Raw genomic sequence first — 19,652 nt, forward strand, 5'->3', positions numbered from 1 at the left:
TGTTATCAGTGAAAGCCTTACTCAGCGGCTTCAGGAACCCGCTTGACCTCTTCAGAAGCCTCATCACCAAAGGTTGGTTCTCTCGGATCCTGATTGCCATTTGCAAGCGCATACTGATCTGCAGACATCTGGCCTTTGCGTCTGTTTGTAACCTGCCCATAACCATTCGCAAGATGCATAGGCATCACCAGAGCAATCGGGATCACAACCAGCGTCAACATGGTTGAAAACGCCAGACCGGAGATCACCGCTGTTGAGAGCTGCACCCACCAACTTGCAGTGACGCTGCCAAAGGTCGTGACCTGATTGGTAAAGTCAAAGCTGATCTGCGTTGCCATTGGAATGAGCCCCGCAATCGTGGTGATTGTGGTCAGCATCACCGGGCGGACACGCTGAGCGCTTGTACGCAGTGCTGCATCTACCGGGCTCTGCCCATCTTCACGGAAACGATTGTAGGTATCGATAAGCACGATCGCGTTGTTCACCACGATACCAGCCAGCGCCACAATACCCGTACCGGTCATGATGATTGAGAACTTCTGCCCCGTCACCAACATACCAAGCAGCACACCAAACACACTCATAACCACAGTCGAGAGCGTCAGGAAGCTCTGGTAGAAGCTGTTGTACTGGGTCAGCAGAATGATGAACATCAGGAACAGCGCACCAATCATTGCCTTCATCAGGAAGGCCTGAGATTTAGCTTGCTCTTCATTCGCCCCACGGAACTTGATGAACACACCATCCGGCCATTGCTGAGCATCGATCCATTCCTGAATCTCTGCCTCTTTCTCGGTCACGAGGAAGCGGTCTTTATCAACGCCAGCTTTAACGTCCAGAGAGAACATGCCATTGCGGCGTGTAATGCTGGAAACCTTCTGCTTCGGTGTCCGCTCCACAAAGTTGGAGAGGGGAATCTGACCCAGCTGAGTACGAAGGCGCAGCTCATCAAACTTGTCCAAAGTCCGTTCGTTCTGAGGAAGACGCACACGAATGTCCACTTCATCCTCTGAGTCAGACGGGCGATAGTCACCAATCAGAACACCGTTGGTTACAAGCTGAACCATAGCGCCTACAGCTGCGATATCAGCCTTATAACGTGCCGCTTTTTCGCGATTGATGGTCAGTTCCCAGTCAATGCCCGGTAGCGGACGGCTGTCTTCCTGATCACGCAAGCCATCAACAGTGTCGATGTGATTGCGAACGCGGTCTGCGGCTGCAACAGCTGCTTCATAGTTGTTTGAGTTGATCTGCAGCTGGATGTCTTTACCAGTTGGAGGACCGCCTTCAACCTGCCGGGACTCAACCTTGATACCCGGAAGCAGAGATGTTTTCTCACGAACGCTGTTAAAGATTTCCTTTGCCGACGGGCGGCAACAGAAGTCAGCAAACTCAATGTCGATTGAGCCAATTAGATCCGCAGGAGCGTTGTTGCCACCGCCACCACGCACCCCAACAGGGAAGGCGCGGGTTACGACATTTTCAATGCCCGGCTCAGCCAGAATGATGCTGTCAACGTCCCGAACCAGTTCAAGGGCCTCTAGAGCGGACATGTTACCGCGAGCGGTCACATAGAACTTACCCTGCTCAGGCTCTTCATCCACGAAGAACTCTGTGCCGGCGTTACCTAAGTAATAATTGAAACTGATCCCAGCACATACCATAATCATGGCAACTATTGCTGCAGTACCAGCCCACCAGTTGCGAACTAGGTAGCCCAGTACAGTAATGTAAAGTCGCGTAATGCCTCTGAGTTTGGAGGTGTCAAATGTGCCATCACCCGAGAAGACTTGCGCTGCTTCGAGTTCAATCGTCTTTCTCTTTTCAACTCGCTTTCGAGTGAACTTAAAAATCGGCGTGAAGAGCTTTAGGCACACCCAGAAAACTGGAGCTGCAATTGTGAGTATTACACCAGCATAAATAGTAAAATACACGAGGACTTTAATGGTCCAATCGATTACAAAACCGAGTGTTCCTGAGATTGCGGCAATGAATGAGAAGATCAGAGTGAATGAATAAGCGGTAGTCCCAACTCCCACTTCGATGAAAGGAGCTACCGGTGAAAGGAAAGCAACAATTAGGGCAAACAGAAGCCCAATGATGCCTGCCATCACATATTCTCCATATTTGCTCATAAGCGCAAAGACAGCGGCCAAAATACCACCTGTCACGGGCAGGAACACCATGGCCGTCAGCAAAGAGCCAGACAGAACGATGATCACCATGATTGGCAGGTAGCTCATAAACTCGCCTGGTACGCCCGGCCACAGCAACATTGGCAAGAAAGCCGCCAGCGTTGTCGCCGTGGAAGAGACAATCGGCCAGAACATCAGCTTGGCAGCACGGATGTAAGCATCCCGTGGAGGCATACCTTCAGCTGCCTTACGGTCGGCGTACTCCACCATCACAATCGCGCCGTCAACCAGCATACCAACAGTCAGCACCAGGCCGAACATCACCATGGTGTTCACGGTCATACCGATGGTCGTGAGTGTCAGGAAGCCCAACATGAAGCTTGTTGGAATAGCCAAACCAACCAAGATGGCAGACCGCAAACCAAGAGCAGCAATAACAACAACCATCACGAGGAAAATTGCTGTCATGATGGAAGATTCAAGAGAGTTTAGGGTCTGAAAAATGTTGTCTGATACATCGAGCATATAACTCACAGATACTGTACTTGGCAGCTCTGCAGTAACGTCTTCAACAACAGCGCGAACAGCAGCATTGTTCTCGATAATGTTCTCGCCAATGCGTTTGATCACATCCAGAGAAACAGCAGGCTGACCATTCACAAGCGTAAAGGTGCTTGGATCTTTGAAGGTGCGTTTGATCGTAGCAATATCGCCAAGTGTAACAACGCCTTCACCAGCTTGTTTCACCGGTAAGGAATACACATCATCCGCATCAAGGATCAGACCTGGCACTTTGATGTTGAAGCGGCCAGCACCTCCATCAATAAAGCCCGCAGCAATCAGCTGGTTGTTCAGCCGAAGCGCGTTGATCAGCTCGCTCTGGCTGATGGAGTAACTTTCCATCTTGAGCGTATCGATGATCACTTCCAATAGCTCATCACGCTGACCAGTCAGCTCAACCTCTTTCACGGACGCAATGGACTCGATCTCGTCTTTCAGACGGTCTGCAAGACGGTAAAGCGTGCGGGAAGGAACATCACCGGAAAGGGCGATAGTCATGGTTGGCTGAAGAGCCATATTGTGAGTACTGACAGTCGGTTCTTTGGCGTCCTCAGGGATCTTGGTTTTCGCCGTGTCAACCTTTTCACGAACGTCCGTCAGCGCTTTGTCTTTGTCGACATTAATGTCGAACTCCAACAAAATGCCCACGTGGCCTTCGGCGGCGATCGTTGTGATCTCCTTCAAACCTTCAAGACCGCGCAGTTCAGTCTCCATCGGTTGACCGATCAGACGGGTTCCGTCTTCAGGAGAAATACCGGACTGGCTAACAGAAACATAAAAGAAAGGAACATCAATATCAGGCGCTGCTTCTTTGGGAATCGCGATGTAGGACATAATGCCTGCGATCACCATGAAGAGCATCATCACAAAAACTGTTTTGGGGCGTTGGAGCACCCCTTCCAGCATGGATATCATTGTGAAACCTCCGCGGTTTCAAAAACGGGATGAACAACGCGGCCTTCTTTAACGAAGTCCTGACCAACAGTAATAACGGTCACTTTTTCTGGCAGCCCCTTGAGCCAGACCCCCTTTGTGTCTCCGCCGATCATTTCAACAGGATAGAAAATGACTTTGTTGTCTGCACCAACGCCGCGCAGGCCAATATCCCCATTGTCAGCAAGGGTCAAAATACCCGGCGATACAAAGTGTGCTTTCTCGTTGGCAAGTTGCAGCTGAGTGCTGGTCGTAACGCCGTCTTTCAAATCAAAGTCAGTATTCGGCAATTCAACTTCCACACGGAAAGTGCGTGTGTCCGGATTAGCAGAGCTTGCAATGTAGCTGACTTTACCTTCAACGGATTGGCCGGTCACCAGATTCACAACAGCAGTCTGGCCAACCTTTACAGACTGAATATTGGATTCTGAAACAGCACCGATTGCAAGCATTGGGTCCGGCGCCATAATTGTCGCGCAGACTTTGCCAACACCCAGCATTGCCCCCACTTCTGTCAGTGGTGTCTCGATGATCCCATCAATAGGCGCGCGGATTGCAGTGCGTTCCAACTCTAGTTCAGCTTCCTGCAACTGGGCTTTAGCCGCGTCGCGTGTCGCTTTAAGCGCGATCACACGGTTCGCAGCAGAAAAGCCTCTGTTGTTCAGCTTGCTGGCAGCTTCAAAATCAATATTGGCCTGAGCCAGCGCAGCATTGGCTTGAAGAACGCGTGCTTCACGTGCGCCGCGATCAAGGGAACAGAGCAAATCACCTTTTCGAACGAACATGCCTTCCGTTGCTGGGCGTGTACGCACCACACCAGCTGTTTCCGAATGCACTTCAACACGCGTATCTGCCTGCGTCCGTCCGCGCATTTCCAAAAATGGAGTTCGTACAGTCGCTTCAAGGCTTTGCACTTTTACGGCAAAGGGAACAGAGCCGAGAGCTTTCACTCTTTCTGCTGGTGGTGGTGTCGAACCTTCGCCCGTACCCTGACCCATAACCACAGTTGTGCCGGTCGCCATCCAGATACCGATTCCGGCTGTAAGCCCCAAAGCCAGAACATGTGAAAATCGAATTGCCATTTTTCTCTCCGCCGGTTCTAGGCGATTATTCAGCTGCTTGAGCGTGGGAGACACGCTCGCTGGCGATGCGCTCAAGCTTGCTTCGGTTCATTTTCATGTAATTAAGGGAAGCACTCAGTGTGGTAATGCCGTATTCCAGTGTCCAAGTGCTTGCCGGATCCTCACAAATCTCAAGCTCGTGGTTCATGCCCCCGATCTTGAGCTCCAGATGCTCGATGCGGCGGTCAATCTCCTTGGAGATAAACTCGCCACCAACCCAACGGCTATAAAGAGCAAGAAGAAGAAACGGGGATCTGAACAAATCTTCGACAGGGGTCTCAGAAAGCTCTTGTACAAAAGCGTCACGACCCGCCGGAGTGATAGAATAGATTTTCCGCGAAGGTTTGCCTGGTGAAATTTCTTCGCGCCATGTCACAAGACCGTCCTGTTCCATCTTGGCTAATGATGGATAAATTGACCCGTAACTGGCTTCAATGAAATGACTGAAATGCCCTTCTTGCGCAGTCTTGCGAATTTCATATCCAGTAGCATCCCCGCTGGATAATATGGCAAGACAAAATTTACGTGTGCTCATTCCCCACCACATCGCACTGAGTGTTAAAAGAGACCTCATACAGATGTGAGGTCGAATAACTTACTGAACTTAAAAGACTAAATTTCGATTAGAGCTAAAGTCTGATCACGTTCGATATATATCGACTAGATATATGCTAAACTTTTTACTGAAAGCTCTAAACACTGTCAAATGTAGAAATGTAACAGGATGTCCCGGTCGCGCTACATAGGGTTCAAATTGTTCTCACGCTCGAAATTTCAATGGTTATCCATCAATTTTAATAAAGATTCTGCAAAAGAATGTGTTTGCCATCACAGGTTGAGCCAGTTTTCTTGAGTTTAAGAAGAGTTGTGCATTGGATTTCTGCACAAACCTACTTGTCTTGTCTTGCTGTTTTGAGGTGAAGTGTCTCCAACAAACGTACAAAGGTATTTCATGATGGATTATGCACGCGATATGATTGGGTATGGCAGGAACACGCCGGACCCTAAATGGCCAGACAATGCGAAAATCGCGGTTCAGTTTGTCATCAATTACGAAGAAGGTGGTGAAAACAACATCCTTCATGGAGATGCCGGCTCCGAAGCTTTCCTTTCAGAGATCGTTGGGGCGCAACCATGGCTGAACCAGCGGCACATGAATATGGAGTCAATGTATGAGTACGGCTCGCGTGCTGGCTTCTGGCGTCTGTGGCGTTTGTTCCGCAAACATGGGCTACCGGTAACGTGTTATGGTGTGGCTACCGCATTGGAGCGAAATCCCGAAGCCGTTGCAGCCATGAACGAGGCTGACTGGGAAATTGCATCTCATGGCCTCAAGTGGATCGAGTACAAAGATTTCTCTGCCGATGAAGAGCGCTGGCACCTCCAGCAGGCAATCAAGAGCCATATGGAGACGACTGGAGAGCGCCCTTACGGGTGGTACACAGGCAGAAGCTCCGTCAACACTCTGCCATTGGTAATGGAAGAAGGTGGCTTCCTTTACAGCTCAGACAGCTATGCAGACGATCTGCCTTATTGGGTTGAAGGTCCAAACGGCCCGCACTTGATCATCCCTTACACGCTGGATGCCAATGATATGCGGTTTGCAACACCGCAGGGCTTTAACAGCGGTGACCAATTCTTTACCTACCTGAAAGATAGCTTCGACACGCTTTACGCAGAAGGAGAAGACGGAGCGGCCAAAATGATGTCTGTCGGCCTGCATTGCCGCCTTGCCGGACGTCCCGGCAGAACAGCAGCTCTTGCCCGTTTCTTGGATTATGTCTCCCAAAAGCAAGGTGTCTGGGTGCCGCGCCGTATCGACATTGCACGTCATTGGCATGAACATCACAAACCCTAACTGCTTCAAAAGCTGAGGTCTTTGCCTCTCTTGCTTCAGGTGAGAGAGGTTTACTCAACATCTGTAGAAAAGCCATCTTGTTCTTGAACTGGCCGCAATCCAGCCATTTGCAGGCCAGACACACCCATTAAGGCCTTGATGGTCGCACCCTTTGAATCCACATAGTGAATTGTGCATAGGTTCAAATTGTCGTGACCATCTGTCTTCCTCAATTAGTTATTGATAGAGACAAGTTAGAAACGCAAATCGGCTGTGCGATATGCTTATTGCAACATGCTCGGCAATCTAACTTAAGGAACAATAATAGGGTGACCATGAGCTTTTTAAGTACAACTGCCGAGAAGGCGAGGCATTGTAACAAAGGTAGTTTGTCCAGACGTGGTTTTGTAATCGGAACAGCAGCCCTCGCTTTGGCAGGCTGTCAGACAACCGGTGCTCCAAAACGCAAGACTGTGGCCGACCTTCGCCAGGATCCGTACTACAAGGCTGTTTATGGCCCGATGCCGGAAGAAAAATTCCCCATCCCTGCAGTCAATCTCAATCAGATCCCAGACGGTAAGTACCTCCGTCAGGTGGTGGACTACAACGGCCCGGAAGTTGGTGGCACACTTGTAGTCGACCCATCCAACCGCTTTCTCTATCTGGTGCGTGGTGATGGCACTGCCATGCGCTACGGTGTTGGTGTGGGCCGTGCTGGCTTCAGCTGGAATGGCGATGCTGTCATCCAGTACAAGCGCCAGTGGCCAAAATGGACACCGCCAGCAGAGATGATTGCACGCCAGCCAGAGCTTGAAGAATTCCGCTATGGCATGGCGCCAGGCATTGAAAACCCGCTGGGCGCCCGTGCGCTTTACCTGTTCCAGAACGGCAAGGACACATTGTACCGTCTGCACGGAACCAACGAGCACTGGTCTATCGGCAAAAATGTCTCAAGTGGTTGTATCCGAATGCTGAACCAGGACGTGATTGACCTGTACAACCGCGTGCCAAATGGATCACGCGTTGTGGTGCGTTCGGCAAGTAACCCAGTGGAACCACTCAGCGTCTAGCTAAACGTAACATCGCGAAAATGACTGAAAGGCCTGATATCACTGTCAGGCCTTTTGTGCATCTGCCTCTGGAAAACGCGGTGGCAGATCAAGGAAAGTGTAACGAACTGTAGCAAATCGCCGGTTCAGACAATGTCATTACGTTTTTACAAACTTCAAAATGCACATGTCTCACAAAAGCAATGTAAAACACTCTCAACTAATGTGTTCTTTCAAGCGTGCTTGAATCGCCAAGAGGCTCCTCATTGATCCAGTGAGCCTGAATAGCCGCAAGTACTGCAAATTCTGGTAGGAGTTGGGTGTTTATGTCCCGTTCTAGACAGGCTGTAAAAGTTGGTCTGATCGCCGTCGTAATTGGTGTTGCAGGATTATATATCGGCAAGCCGGTTCTGTTCTCCCAGCCTGTCCCCCTGTTCGCTTCCGTTGGACTAACGCTCTGGCCAGCTGAGATGGCTGATGTCGCCGTGAAGGGCTCTGGCAACAAACAGCAGGGCAAGCGTGGCAGCGGAAAACGTGGCGGTGGTGGCAATCAGGAAATTCTGGCTCGCGCCCGTAATGTGACCACAGGCGTAACCGACACGTTTGTCCGTGCAATCGGAACAGGCCGTGCCGCAAAAATGACAGATCTCTACCCGGAAAGCTCTGGACGCATTCAGGAGCTGCCTTTCAAGGCAGGGACACGCGTCTCTACAGGGGATGTGGTTTTACGTCTGGATGATGCAGAAGAGAAACTGGCGGTCAACCGCGCCAAACTTGCGCTTAAAGATGCTGAAGAGCAGGTTGAGCGCTATGAAAAGCTGATGTCTTCACAGACCATCTCGACAGTCCAGATGCAAAACGCTGTGCTGGCAACAAATCAGGCCCGACTGGATCTGGACAAAGCCAGTATCGATCTCGATCGCAGACTGGTGAGAGCGCCATTTGAAGGTATTCTCGGCATCATGGATGTCGAAATTGGCGACTACGTAACCCAGTCTTCTCGCATAACAGGTCTGGACGATCGCTCAAGCATTCTGGTGGAATTTGTCGTGCCAGAACGGTTTGCCAACAAGGTCAAACGCGGGGATTCTGTTGAACTTCGCACAGAAGCCATGCCGGGGCATACATTCAGCGGTAAGCTAACGGCTCTGGAAAATCGCGTCAACTCCGAATCCCGCACCTTGAAAGTACAGGCAACAGTGGCAAATCCTGACGATCTTCTGAGGTCTGGGATTGCATTCGACGCTCGTGTCCAATTGGAAGGGGATGAATGGCCATCCGTCCCGTCCATCGCGCTCAAATGGGATCGTTCCGGCCCGCATGTCTGGCTTGCTGAAAACGGAGAAGCTCTGCGAGCCGACGTAACCGTCATTGAACGCAGCGCTGACCGGGTATTGATCGAAGGCGAGGTAGAGCCGGGTGATATCGTGATTACAGAGTCAGTTCGCGACTTGCGCCCAGGCACGAAAGTCACGCTTCAGGCTGAGCCGGGCTTTACTCTAACCAATCCCGAAGGTGTAAACGCACCGCTCGTGAGTGAGACCCAGACCTTAGATGAGAACGTTGGTGCTCAGCGTAAAGGGAAGGGTAACGGTCAAGGCAAGAATAAGCCAGACACAGGCACAGGCCAGACCGATAAGAGCGAACCAGTAAAAAGCTCTGGTTCCCAATCTGGAATATCGCCTGATGGCACGACGAAATCCAGCTCCTGAATGACTGACCCAAAGGTGTTTCTATGACAACCGACAAAAATTCGACACGGGAAAGTCACTTGAGCGGATTGTATGCCTTGTGTGTACGGCGCCCGGTTCTGGCAATTACCCTGAACCTTCTTATTATCGTGGCCGGTATCGCAGCATTACTTGGCGTTGAAGTGCGCGAAATGCCCAATGTAGACCGACCCGTTGTAACGGTGACGACCACATATTCAGGTGCTCCGCCAGAAGTTACGGATGCCGAGATAACCAGTGTGCTGGAAAAAGCGATTGCCCGGACCGCAGGCATTGAATCCATTTCCTCCAACTCAAAATATGGCCGCAGCCGGATTACTGTCGAATTCAATGACAGTGTCGATGTCAGTGAAGCAGCCAATGACATTCGTGATGCCGTGAGCGGAGCAGGGCGTAACCTACCCGTGGATGCGGATACGCCGGTTGTCGTAAAGGCCGACGCGGATGCAGATCCCGTTATGCGCGTTGTCGTAACTTCTGATGAAATGCGCATTGAGGAACTCAGCAAGTTTGTTGATGATGAGATTGTTGACCGCATCACATCCGTACCTGGTGTTGCCAGTGTTGATCTGTATGGTTCTCAAACACCAGTCTTCAAAATCGCGATCAACGTGCAGGCTATGTCCTCTCGTGGCCTGACACCTGATAATTTACGTTCTGTCTTGGAAGAACTCGCGCTTGATACCTCCGGCGGTTCACTGGAAACAGGTGATCAGGAGCTCTTTGTTCGCGCGAATTCCGATGTGAAAACAGCCGAGCAAATCGGCATGGTCAAGCTCAATGAGACCACCAGAATTCGCGATATTGCCTTTGTGAGTTATGGCCCGGAACGCGCATCCTCTGGCGCATTCTACAACGGCAAACGTGCCGTCGGAATGGGTGTTATTCGCTCGGCAAATTCAAACACGATAGATATCTCCAACGATGTTCGCGCTGAAATAGAGCGTATGCAGGATCAGCTACCAAACGATGTAGAAGTCAACGTCAGTAGTGATGATGCCACGTTCATCGGTGGTGCAATCAAGGAAGTCGTATTTTCGCTGTTCCTCTCCACCAGCATTGTGATCGGTGTGATGTTGTTGTTCCTTGGGTCCATCCGCGTCACACTTATTCCAGCCGTAACTGTTCCTGTCGCTTTGATTGGTGCATTGGTTGGCATCTGGCTGGCGGGTTTCTCCGCAAATGTTTTGACGCTTCTGGCGCTGTTGTTGGCAACCGGTATGGTGGTTGATGATGCAATTGTGGTTCTGGAAAATATCTCTAAACGCGTTCACAAAGGGCAGGGGCCGCGTGCTGCTGCGATCCTTGGTACGCGTGAGGTCTTCTTCGCAGTTATCACCACAACGGCAACTCTGGCTGCTGTGTTTATTCCAATTTCATTCCTACCAGGCAGTGTCGGCAAGCTCTTCTCTGAGTTTGGCTTTGTGCTTGCAATCAGCGTGATGCTGTCCTCCTTCGTTGCGCTGACACTCGCGCCGATGATGGCATCCCGTCTGCTGCGTACCAAAAATTATGAGGACACGCACAAACCCTCTGCGGCTTGGGTTGTGATCTCCAATATGGGGACTGCCATTGAGCGCTGGTACTCCAGCACGTTGGATTGGACATTACGTCGGCCATTCATACTACTGGGCGCCGCAACTCTCTTTGTAATAGCGGGGGCATCCCAGTATACCTCACTGCCGCGTCAGCTCACTCCAACAGAGGACAGGTCTGTGATTTTCATGATCGCTTCCACTCCTCAAGGGGCAAGTCTGGACTACACCGCAGGCAAAATGAGTGAGCTGGAGTATATCGCTCAACCCTACGTCGAAAATGGTGAGGCGCGCAGCATCATGAGCCTTGTTGGCATGGGCGGGCAAATCAATCGCGGTTTCCTTGTCATGTCTTTGAAAGACTGGGCGGAGCGCGATCGCAGTCAGCAGGAAATCGTCAATGAGCTACAGCGTAAGACCGCAAAAATCCCGGGTCTGAAGGTGCGTGTTGCTCAACCAAATACAATCGGGATCCGCGGTGCTGGGCAGGGCCTTCGCTTTGCGGTGACCGGCACCAATTATAATGAACTGGCTGAAAATGCCGATGATATTGTAGCTGAGATGCAGGCCCGCTACGGTGACAAAGTTGGCTTTGCCTCTGTGTCTTATGAGACGACACAACCGCAGTTGTTGGTGAATGTAGACAGAGAACGTGCAAACGATCTGGGTCTGTCTTCTGATCGGATTGCCTCCAACTTGCGTATGCTGCTCGATGGCTCATCTGTTGCAGATCTCTTCGTAGAAGATGACGGCATTCCGATGGTGATGGAAGCTGGTGGCCTGCCATTGCAGTCTACACGCGATCTTGAAAACATCTTCATCAAGAGCAAAGACGGTACCATGCTGCCTATGTCTTCTATTGTTTCCATTGAAGAAGAGGCTGTAGCGCCGAGCCTGACGCGTGAAGAACAGCAAAGGGCCGTCCCCGTCACCATCTCCATTAATGATGGTTACGACCTTTCTCAGGCAATCTCTGACATGAAGGAAGTTGCAGCCGAGGTCTTGCCAGAAGGCACCAACGTCACACTTTTGAGTGAAGCAGCCGTTTTGGAGAAAACCACGTCCAACGTCTACATGACGTTCCTATTTGCAATCCTCGTGGTCTTCCTTGTGCTTGCTGCGCAGTTTGAAAGCTTCATGAGTGCCTTTGTCATTCTCTGTACTGTGCCCTTTGGCATTTCAGCGGCGATCATCTCCATTGGCCTGACGGGAGGGTCTATCAATGTCTACTCCCAGATCGGCATCATCTTGCTCGTCGGCCTGATGGCCAAAAACGGCATTCTCATTGTGGAGTTTGCAAACACCTTGAGGGAAGAGGGGCGTTCAGTCTTTGAAGCGATCCACGATGCATGCCTCATCCGCTTCCGCCCAGTTGTCATGACTGTGGTCTCTACGGTCCTTGGCGGTGTGCCGCTGGTCATGGCCTTTGGTGCAGGGGCAGAAGCGCGCATTGAGATGGGATGGGTAATCGTTGGTGGTTTAGGCTTTGCAACACTCTCCACACTCTTCGTGACACCAGCCGCCTACTTGCTGCTGATGCGCTTTACGAAGCCACGCAAAGCCAGTGAAGAAAAGTTGCACAGTGAGCTTGATAAAGCGCTGGGCACCACGAATACGCCAGCAGAATAGCTGCAGTTAAGGACAAGCCGAGATGATAACAATGCTTGCATTGCCTTCATCTCGGCATTTCTGCGCAAGATAAAAGATGTCCAGCCGCAGTGTGACCAGGTGGGAGTTTGCGCCCGGCTCGGTCGTCTCACTCACACGGTGACCAAGATCTTGCGACAGCTCCAACTCAAAGAACGCTTCACTTTGAGAAAAGTAGGAGAGCAGCAAATCCAGATCGAGCGCCTCATTACCGGCGGCGTCAACGACACGGGTCTGGCGAAGCTTGTCGCGCCACATAAGCTCGCCGCAATTATCAAGAAATTGCTCGCAGGAGACCAGCTCGTCAAACAGTTGATGAACACTAGAACGAAGCATCTAATCTATACCCAGCCTTTCAGATGCAAATTGCAGAGCGAATTATAGTCCAAAGATCTGATTTCCCCTCAAAACCAAACGATAAAATTGAAGGCATGAGCCATTTGATTGCACAGCATCAGATCACTGAAGTCCACAATACCCCTCAATTGTCACAGAAATGCAATAAAGCGCATTGAGTGCGCCTTGATCGTGGTATGCTCTGATTTTCCCTAATGGAATTAAAGGTGCGACCACGGAGAGAAATGATGCGCTCACTTAAGTTTTTGATGGTGATACTGACAGGTCTGTCGACAATGCTGATATCAGTCTCACTCGGTAATGCCTTGAGCATACAGCAATTGACAGAAGTGAGTGGACGAGCGGAAGTTGTCGATAAACGCCAGCTCAATATCTATCACCAACATGGGATTATTCGCGTTGGTCTGATGTGGCCTGCAGAAAATCATTACTCTTTACGCCGACAGCTGGCGACCGCAGTCAAAGTGAAATGTCTGATGTTCGGATCTGAAGCATCTGCAAGCTGCGTTGCAATTGATAAGTTCGGGTCGCGCTGGATGCTCGGCAATGCTAATCAGATGGCGTTCACAAAGTAAGGTGTTTAAAGGCGCCGACAGCCCAATGCTCTCGGCGCTTTCTGATATTACTTATTGCTTGCAAACGTCTTCAGCATGATTTCAACGAAGAGCGCAGCATTCGCGTCAAAGGCCACTTTACAATTGGCCTGTTTGGTGCCGCGATGGTTCTTGTCAATAACTGTGCGCCCAACAGTCAGCGCCCCCTGAGTTTCAATGTCGACCGGATATTCTTCCAGTGTAATCACGTCTGGCTGAATAAGGTGCGCAATACAAAGTGCATCATGCACGGGCGCACTGTGCTCAACATCCATCTTCTGGATCTTGTCGTGAATGCCAATGCGGTGACCAGTGCAAGCCGCCATTGCCTTGCCTGCAGGCGTGCCCAGCTCATCAAACTGGCGACATTGTGTTGCTGTCACTAAAGCTTTGTGTGTTGCGTCCAACGGCACCATGGTCAACTTTTCAAAGCCAGCATTGAAGACTGCATAGGCAGCTTCAGGGTCAGCCCAGATGTTGAACTCCGCAGCAGGGGTTACATTGCCAACGTCATGCCCACCACCCATGATCACGACTTCAGGAATAAGGTCCACCAGCTTCGGCTCAACAGCCAGCGCTGCTGCAATGTTCGTAAGCGGTGCAACTGGGACAAGCGTGATTGGATCAGTTGCATTGCGGTAGGTCTCTACCAGATACTCAACCGCATGCTGCTTTTGTGCTTTTAAAGAGGTTTCCGGCAAAGGAAGATGCTTGCCATGGATCTTCTCAGTCAGATCATTTTTCTTGCGCGGCGTCGGAAAGTCATTTCGTACCAGAGGCTTGTGACAGCCTGCATAAACCGGAATCTCAGGCTTGCCGATATAGTCGAGCACGCGAAGGGAATTATCTGTGCAGTAATGCAGCTCAGCATTCCCGTTCACGGTGGTTACGCCAATCAGGTCAAGATCTTCATGCAAAGCAGCCAGCATAATGGCAACAGCATCATCCGTGCCCGTGTCCACATCTAGTATCAGTTTTCTTTTCATTATTCGCTCCCGGGAAGCTGATCGCTGCTAACTCTATGGGTGCGCAGCGGCAGCCTGATATGAAGACGCATCATCGCAATTGATTGAAAACTTGCATGTGATGCGAGAAAAAAGAGATAAGGAACAACAGACTAGATTATTCTTTCCGGGTCAATTAGGTGTGTAATGTAACCGCCGATATATCACAGCTTCATCCCGTTATTTGAAGAGTACATAATGCCTGCAAACCCCATTTTCTCTGAGGACTATTTCCAAGCTCAACAGCGTTTCATGGACCTGGCCAGTCGACTTGGATTTGAGACAGAGATCATCCCGCACCCAACCTTCAAGAGTGAAGAGGGACCTGTGCAGATGGCTGTTGCTTTGCAAGGCAAGCCAAACAGTGAGCATGTGGTGTTCATCACTTCTGGCGTGCATGGAACAGAACTCACAGCGGGCTCTGGAATTCAGCTGGACTTGATGCAGCGCTATCTGGAGCAGCTGCCAGACAATACAAAAGTGGTCTGGGTGCATGCAGTTAATCCTGCTGGCTGCGCGATCTTTACGCGGACAGATGAGAACAACGTCGACAACAATCGCAACTTCATTAATTTTGATGGAGACCTTCCTCAAAACCCAGACTATGAGGAGCTGCACACTGCCATTTGTGCGCCGCAGATCACAGGCGAGGAGTGGCAGGCTGCCAATGCCGAAATCAAAGCTTATACGGAAAAGAACGGGGCTGGCGCTCTGACGCAAAAAGTGTTGAAGGGGCAGTACACGGTCCCAATGGGTCTGTTCTATGGTGGGGAGGAAACCTCCTGGTCCACCAAAACCCTAAAGCAGGTCATTGTCTGTTATGGACAAGGCGCAAAGCGTGCAACGATCATTGATCTGCATACTGGTGTTGGCCCCTGCGGCTTCTGTGAGGTGATGGACCTCAGTTCAAAGCCGGGAGAAGAGGCGGAATGGAGCCTCATTGGTGGTTTCATGTGCGATACTTTGGACAGTTTGGATCTGGAGGTCCCACCAACCAAGCTGATCCTGGAGTTTGGCACCGTCCCATTTGAACAAGTGCTGGACGCTCATCGCCGCGACAACTGGCTGAAACGCAATCGGGGCACTGTCGCCCCAGAGTTGGCCGCTGAAATCAGGCAGGAGCTCAAGGAGGTGCTCTTTGTTGATACACAAGAGTGGTGCGAAGCACTTCTGACGCAAAGCCGCGATGTTTTTGAACAGTACGTTTTGAAAGCCACTATCGACGCTTAATGACCGCTTAGGGTGCGATTTCAGTCCCGTCATAGGCCAGGCATTTGCCGGTTTGGGATTGATCCACCTTACTGATCACATCCAGCAACATTGCAGCAGACTGCTTTGGCTGCATCAACTGGCTTTCTTGAATGCCGCGTTGAAACGGTTTTGATAGGGAGCTATCCACCGTGCCCGGATGCAGGCCAATAATGACAGAGCTTTGATGCGTGCGCTGCATCTCAATCGCAGCGCACCTGATGAGCATGTTAAGGGCTGCTTTTGAGGCCCGGTACGAATACCATCCCCCCAGATAATTATCAGAAATGCTGCCAACGCGCGCTGAAATGGCTGCGAAAACGGCTCTCTTGTGTTTGGGTAACAGCGGCAGAAAGTACTTCATGATCATCGCTGGTAAGATCGTGTTCGTGCAAAACGTTTCTTCCATTCCGGCGTAGGTGAGGGCACGGATAGTTTTTTCAGGTTTCGTGGTGGTGCTGTGAAGCTGCCCCGTGGCCACGAAAATCAGATCCAGTCCACCAGCTGCTTTAATTGCATCTGCTGTGGCATTGAGCCCGTCTGGATCGTCCAATGAGAAAGTTCGACTTTCAACACGTTCATGGGCTGGGATTCGCTCTAAAGAACGGGCAAAACAAAACACAGTCGCCATGTGATAGCGATCAAGGCATTCATTGATAAAAGCAGAGCCAATCGCGCCGCTGGCACCAAAAACGGCAATCCGTTTGGGAGAAAAGGGCATGACAGGGCCTCTGCAAGCGTTGAAGACGCAAGCAGTGTTCTTGAGGGACACAAAGCCGTCAATTAGCGGAATATGAGAGCCGCTCATGCAATCTGTTTAGATATGATGTATGGAAGAAAATGGCTGGGGATCCTGGACTCGAACCAGGACCGACGGAGTCAGAGTCCGCTGTTCTACCATTAAACTAATCCCCAGCAGAACAGGAGGGAAGTGTTCCCTACCTGGCAATTGAAGCTTTTAATACGTGAGTAATTGGCTGGGGATCCTGGACTCGAACCAGGACCGACGGAGTCAGAGTCCGCTGTTCTACCATTAAACTAATCCCCAGCAATAACAGCACGTTAGCTACTGCCAACCAACAAAGTGAAGCAAGTCGTTCAATTCGTCGGTGAGAGGGCTTTTAGTGTTCGGACCGGACCTTGTCAACTTGGTTCTCGTGAGTTTTAACAAAATCAGTGGGCTAAGCGGATTTCATGCCCTTCTCTTGTGAATAAGGGCATGGCGCTGCGTGTTTATGCGCAAATGTGCTCTGGTTATGGCACGGCTGTATCAACTCCGACCACCGGCGAGCCGATTTGTAAGCCTCTGGAGTTTCCTGCAATTTGAGAGAATTCGTTTAAATTTAGGACTGTACCATTCAAATGGGGCGATTGCTGTTTGCCATGAAACTGTTACAATGTTGCCAACTTAAAATGACTTCAGTCCAGATCGCATTTAGATGCCTCATGGACTGCACAAAGGCATAGCACTTGAAGAAAACGGGTGAGCGGTCCTCTTCGGATGGAGCGAGAACGCCCGGCGTCCCGGGAAGCTCAAAAAAGGGCAGACGGAAGCAACGCCATAGAAAGCGCCAGGGTGGAGACGCCAAAAATGCGTCTTTGCACCGCGCTGAAGCTGGTCATTCTGCTGGGATTGCGGAAGAGGCTGGCAGTTCTCGTCCTGAAGGCGCCAAGCGGCAGAGGAAAGCACGTCGCGCAAAGCCTAATCGGGCAGAAAGACGTGCGCTCCTAAACCAGAAACTACATGCGCCCGTTGTCAATATTGATCCGGGCGGCACATCAGTAGAAGTTATACAACCTGCTCCTGCACCTAAGGAGGAGGCTAAAACGCATGGGTCAACGCAAGTCAGACAATCTGGGTCTGCAGAGCAGCATTCTCCGCGTCCTTCTCAAGGCTACAGATCCCGCGAAAATGATGCAAGCCGACGCCGTCATCCTGCGGATGTGCGGGGTGATGGGACGCATCGTTTTCCTTCGCGCCACAGACATCAGGCGACAGGGTCTCAGGAGCTCTACGCAGCTTTGGACCTCGGTACCAACAATTGCCGGTTGCTGATAGCCAGACCGGAACAGCGTGGATTTCGCGTTGTCGATGCCTACTCCAAGATCGTACGCTTGGGGGAGGGGGTCGGGCGTAATCGGAAACTCTCTGATGACGCTATTTCACGAGCCATCGAGGCCTTGCAGGTTTGTCAGCAAAAGATTTCCGAGCGCGGCGTTCTGCGGGCACGGCTCATTGCAACTGAGGCTTGCCGGGCAGCTGAAAATGGCGAGGAGTTTGTCAGCCGTGCCAAGAAAGAAGCGGGGCTGGAGCTTGAGATTGTCAGTCAGGAGACTGAAGCACGCTTAGCCGTTGCAGGGTGTGTTTCTCTGGTCGATCCTGAGGCTGATGGTGTTTTGCTTTTCGATATTGGGGGTGGATCCTCTGAGATTGTCTGGCTCGATCTGCGCAACAGATATGGTGCGCGGGGATATGCACTGACGCGCTTTGTCCGAACATGGACGTCTCTGCCTCTGGGCGTTGTAAATCTGGCGGAAAGTCACGGAGGTGTGCACGTCACACCAGATGTTTTTGAAGCTATGGTTGGTGATGTCTCGCAGCGATTGGAGAATTTCCCTCTTGGCAATGAACTCTCCCGTGCTATAGAGCGCGGAAATGTCCATATGCTGGGAACATCCGGGACGGTGACTACATTGGCCGGGGTCCACTTGGGCCTTAAACGCTATGATCGCCGCCGCGTTGATGGAGCATGGATGGAACAGGAAGATGTTTCAGCCATGATTAACCAGCTTTTGAATATGTCCTATCAAGAACGGGTGGAAAACCCTTGTATTGGTGAGGACCGAGCCGATTTGGTGCTAGCAGGTTGCGCAATTTTGGAAGGAATACGCCGCAGATGGCCTTGTCAGCGTTTACGTGTGGCTGACAGAGGACTGCGGGAAGGCATTTTGATGGAGATGATGGCTGCAGACAAAGTCTGGAGCAACTCCAACCATAAACGCCGGCGCACCCCTAGAAAGGAATATAACAGATGAGCGGCAACTCTAGTGGTCGTGGATCAGGTGATCGGGGCATGTTTCAGCGCGTGAAAACTGCGCGTAAACGGTCCAACTCCTCAACACTCTGGCTACAACGCCAGCTGAATGATCCGTACGTCCGCCGTGCCAAGGTCGATGGCTATCGCTCCAGGGCGGCCTACAAGCTGATCGAGATCAACGAGAAACATGAAATCCTGAAGCCGGGTATGCGTGTGGTCGACTTGGGATGTGCTCCAGGTGGTTGGTCGCAGCTGACGGCGCCGATCGTTGGCTCAATGGATGATGAGCCATTAGTGGTTGGGATTGATTATCTCGAAGTTGAGCCGATCCCAGGTGTTGTGATCCTTCAAAAAGACTTTCTGGATGACGATGCTCCTGATGAGCTGATGAAAGCGCTCGGCGGGCATCGCCCAGATCTGGTGATGTCTGACATGGCAGCGCCAACGACAGGCCATCGTCAAACAGACCACCTGCGCACGACTTATTTGTTCGAGATCGCAATCGATTTTGCGCGTCAGAACTTGAATGAAGGTGGTGCATTCCTCTCAAAGGTGTTTGCCGGTGGCGCTGAGGCAAAGTTGCTTCAGGATCTGAAGAAGGAATTTAAGTCTGTGGTGCATATCAAGCCACCAGCGAGCCGTAAGGGCAGCCCTGAAATGTTTATTCTCGCCAAGGGCTACAGAGGCTCCAAATAATGTTCAGAAAGGCTGGTTTCGACCAGCCTTTTTTATTGATGTGAGCCTCCCCCTTTGAAGTGGTCCACGCCTATAGTTAGGAAACCGGAGGACCATAGATGGCTATCAAGCGCCCCAAACCTGAAGATATTGTTGTGAAGTTACGGCAGGTTGAAGTTCTGATGGGGC

At 51.1% G+C, this 19,652-nt stretch carries 13 protein-coding genes, 2 tRNA genes and 1 pseudogene; 8 read left to right on the forward strand and 8 right to left on the reverse strand.

The window, feature by feature from the left end; translation table 11 throughout:
• Positions 1-17 precede the first annotated feature (17 nt).
• Genes PsAD37_RS29140 through PsAD37_RS12730 form a run of 3 tightly spaced genes read right to left on the reverse strand, consistent with a single transcriptional unit; the run spans position 18 to position 5,285 of the window.
• Positions 18-3,611, reverse strand: coding sequence for an efflux RND transporter permease subunit (locus PsAD37_RS29140; protein ID WP_063296455.1), 3,594 nt, complete (start codon positions 3,609-3,611; stop codon positions 18-20).
• Positions 3,608-4,711: an efflux RND transporter periplasmic adaptor subunit gene (locus PsAD37_RS12725; RefSeq protein WP_063296456.1), complete on the reverse strand. Its 1,104-nt coding sequence runs from the start codon at positions 4,709-4,711 to the stop codon at positions 3,608-3,610. The genes PsAD37_RS29140 and PsAD37_RS12725 overlap by 4 nt, the downstream gene beginning before the upstream one ends.
• A gap of 25 nt (positions 4,712-4,736) precedes the next feature.
• Entirely contained in the window at positions 4,737-5,285 is a 549-nt protein-coding gene (locus tag PsAD37_RS12730; RefSeq protein ID WP_063296457.1) for a PadR family transcriptional regulator, read from the reverse strand.
• Positions 5,286-5,705: 420 nt separating this feature from the next.
• Between PsAD37_RS12730 and puuE the strand changes: the two are divergent.
• From puuE to PsAD37_RS12750, 4 genes and pseudogenes are all read left to right on the forward strand, one after another.
• Positions 5,706-6,605 (forward strand): annotated as a pseudogene (gene puuE / locus PsAD37_RS12735) (allantoinase PuuE); the annotation flags it as partial.
• 317 nt (positions 6,606-6,922) lie between these two features.
• Positions 6,923-7,657: a L,D-transpeptidase gene (locus tag PsAD37_RS12740; RefSeq protein ID WP_208991852.1), complete on the forward strand. Its 735-nt coding sequence runs from the start codon at positions 6,923-6,925 to the stop codon at positions 7,655-7,657.
• 305 nt (positions 7,658-7,962) lie between these two features.
• Complete coding sequence (locus tag PsAD37_RS12745; protein ID WP_063296460.1) at positions 7,963-9,348, forward strand: efflux RND transporter periplasmic adaptor subunit; 1,386 nt, start codon at positions 7,963-7,965, stop codon at positions 9,346-9,348.
• 23 nt (positions 9,349-9,371) lie between these two features.
• Positions 9,372-12,530 (forward strand): efflux RND transporter permease subunit, encoded by a 3,159-nt coding sequence (locus tag PsAD37_RS12750; RefSeq protein ID WP_063296461.1) that lies wholly within the window; start codon positions 9,372-9,374, stop codon positions 12,528-12,530.
• A gap of 6 nt (positions 12,531-12,536) precedes the next feature.
• On the opposite strand, the gene PsAD37_RS12755 is transcribed toward PsAD37_RS12750, so the two are convergent.
• Entirely contained in the window at positions 12,537-12,884 is a 348-nt protein-coding gene (locus tag PsAD37_RS12755; protein WP_057466069.1) for a hypothetical protein, read from the reverse strand.
• Positions 12,885-13,132: 248 nt separating this feature from the next.
• Here PsAD37_RS12755 and PsAD37_RS12760 point away from each other — a divergent pair, with 248 nt between their 5' ends.
• Positions 13,133-13,480, forward strand: coding sequence for a hypothetical protein (locus PsAD37_RS12760; protein ID WP_063296462.1), 348 nt, complete (start codon positions 13,133-13,135; stop codon positions 13,478-13,480).
• A 47-nt stretch (positions 13,481-13,527) separates the two neighbouring features.
• Here PsAD37_RS12760 and PsAD37_RS12765 read toward each other — a convergent pair whose 3' ends face one another.
• Positions 13,528-14,484 carry a nucleoside hydrolase gene (locus PsAD37_RS12765; protein ID WP_063296463.1) on the reverse strand — a complete coding sequence of 319 codons (957 nt, stop codon included), beginning with the start codon at positions 14,482-14,484 and terminating at the stop codon, positions 13,528-13,530.
• Positions 14,485-14,700: 216 nt separating this feature from the next.
• Here PsAD37_RS12765 and PsAD37_RS12770 point away from each other — a divergent pair, with 216 nt between their 5' ends.
• Positions 14,701-15,732, forward strand: a complete 1,032-nt coding sequence (locus PsAD37_RS12770; protein WP_084407755.1) for a DUF2817 domain-containing protein — start codon at positions 14,701-14,703, stop codon at positions 15,730-15,732.
• A gap of 7 nt (positions 15,733-15,739) precedes the next feature.
• On the opposite strand, the gene PsAD37_RS12775 is transcribed toward PsAD37_RS12770, so the two are convergent.
• From PsAD37_RS12775 to PsAD37_RS12785, 3 genes are all read right to left on the reverse strand, one after another.
• Positions 15,740-16,471: an SDR family NAD(P)-dependent oxidoreductase gene (locus PsAD37_RS12775; RefSeq protein ID WP_063296477.1), complete on the reverse strand. Its 732-nt coding sequence runs from the start codon at positions 16,469-16,471 to the stop codon at positions 15,740-15,742.
• Between the two features lie 120 nt (positions 16,472-16,591).
• Positions 16,592-16,665: transfer RNA gene (locus PsAD37_RS12780), tRNA-Gln, on the reverse strand.
• A 59-nt stretch (positions 16,666-16,724) separates the two neighbouring features.
• Positions 16,725-16,798: transfer RNA gene (locus tag PsAD37_RS12785), tRNA-Gln, on the reverse strand.
• A gap of 551 nt (positions 16,799-17,349) precedes the next feature.
• Here PsAD37_RS12785 and PsAD37_RS12790 point away from each other — a divergent pair.
• Together PsAD37_RS12790 and PsAD37_RS12795 are read left to right on the forward strand one after the other, a co-directional pair.
• On the forward strand, positions 17,350-18,786 hold the full coding sequence (locus PsAD37_RS12790) for a Ppx/GppA phosphatase family protein (protein ID WP_063296464.1): 1,437 nt from the start codon (positions 17,350-17,352) through the stop codon (positions 18,784-18,786).
• Positions 18,783-19,484: an RlmE family RNA methyltransferase gene (locus PsAD37_RS12795; RefSeq protein ID WP_057466074.1), complete on the forward strand. Its 702-nt coding sequence runs from the start codon at positions 18,783-18,785 to the stop codon at positions 19,482-19,484. Before PsAD37_RS12790 ends, PsAD37_RS12795 begins: the two co-directional genes overlap by 4 nt.
• The last annotated feature ends 168 nt before the right edge of the window (positions 19,485-19,652 follow it).

Source organism: Pseudovibrio sp. Ad37 (assembly GCF_001623075.1).
Taxonomy (GTDB): domain Bacteria; phylum Pseudomonadota; class Alphaproteobacteria; order Rhizobiales; family Stappiaceae; genus Pseudovibrio.

Bases quoted from the DNA above. Each gene is read 5' to 3' on its own strand.
- PsAD37_RS12740 (WP_208991852.1), top strand. From the start codon at position 6,923: ATGAGCTTTTTAAGTACAACTGCCGAGAAGGCGAGGCATTGTAACAAA.
- PsAD37_RS12725 (WP_063296456.1), bottom strand. From the start codon at position 4,711: ATGGCAATTCGATTTTCACATGTTCTGGCTTTGGGGCTTACAGCCGGA.
- PsAD37_RS12730 (WP_063296457.1), bottom strand. From the start codon at position 5,285: ATGAGCACACGTAAATTTTGTCTTGCCATATTATCCAGCGGGGATGCT.
- PsAD37_RS29140 (WP_063296455.1), bottom strand. From the start codon at position 3,611: ATGATATCCATGCTGGAAGGGGTGCTCCAACGCCCCAAAACAGTTTTT.
- PsAD37_RS12770 (WP_084407755.1), top strand. From the start codon at position 14,701: ATGCCTGCAAACCCCATTTTCTCTGAGGACTATTTCCAAGCTCAACAG.
- PsAD37_RS12745 (WP_063296460.1), top strand. From the start codon at position 7,963: ATGTCCCGTTCTAGACAGGCTGTAAAAGTTGGTCTGATCGCCGTCGTA.
- PsAD37_RS12775 (WP_063296477.1), bottom strand. From the start codon at position 16,471: ATGCCCTTTTCTCCCAAACGGATTGCCGTTTTTGGTGCCAGCGGCGCG.
- PsAD37_RS12795 (WP_057466074.1), top strand. From the start codon at position 18,783: ATGAGCGGCAACTCTAGTGGTCGTGGATCAGGTGATCGGGGCATGTTT.
- PsAD37_RS12760 (WP_063296462.1), top strand. From the start codon at position 13,133: ATGCGCTCACTTAAGTTTTTGATGGTGATACTGACAGGTCTGTCGACA.
- PsAD37_RS12765 (WP_063296463.1), bottom strand. From the start codon at position 14,484: ATGAAAAGAAAACTGATACTAGATGTGGACACGGGCACGGATGATGCT.
- PsAD37_RS12750 (WP_063296461.1), top strand. From the start codon at position 9,372: ATGACAACCGACAAAAATTCGACACGGGAAAGTCACTTGAGCGGATTG.
- PsAD37_RS12755 (WP_057466069.1), bottom strand. From the start codon at position 12,884: ATGCTTCGTTCTAGTGTTCATCAACTGTTTGACGAGCTGGTCTCCTGC.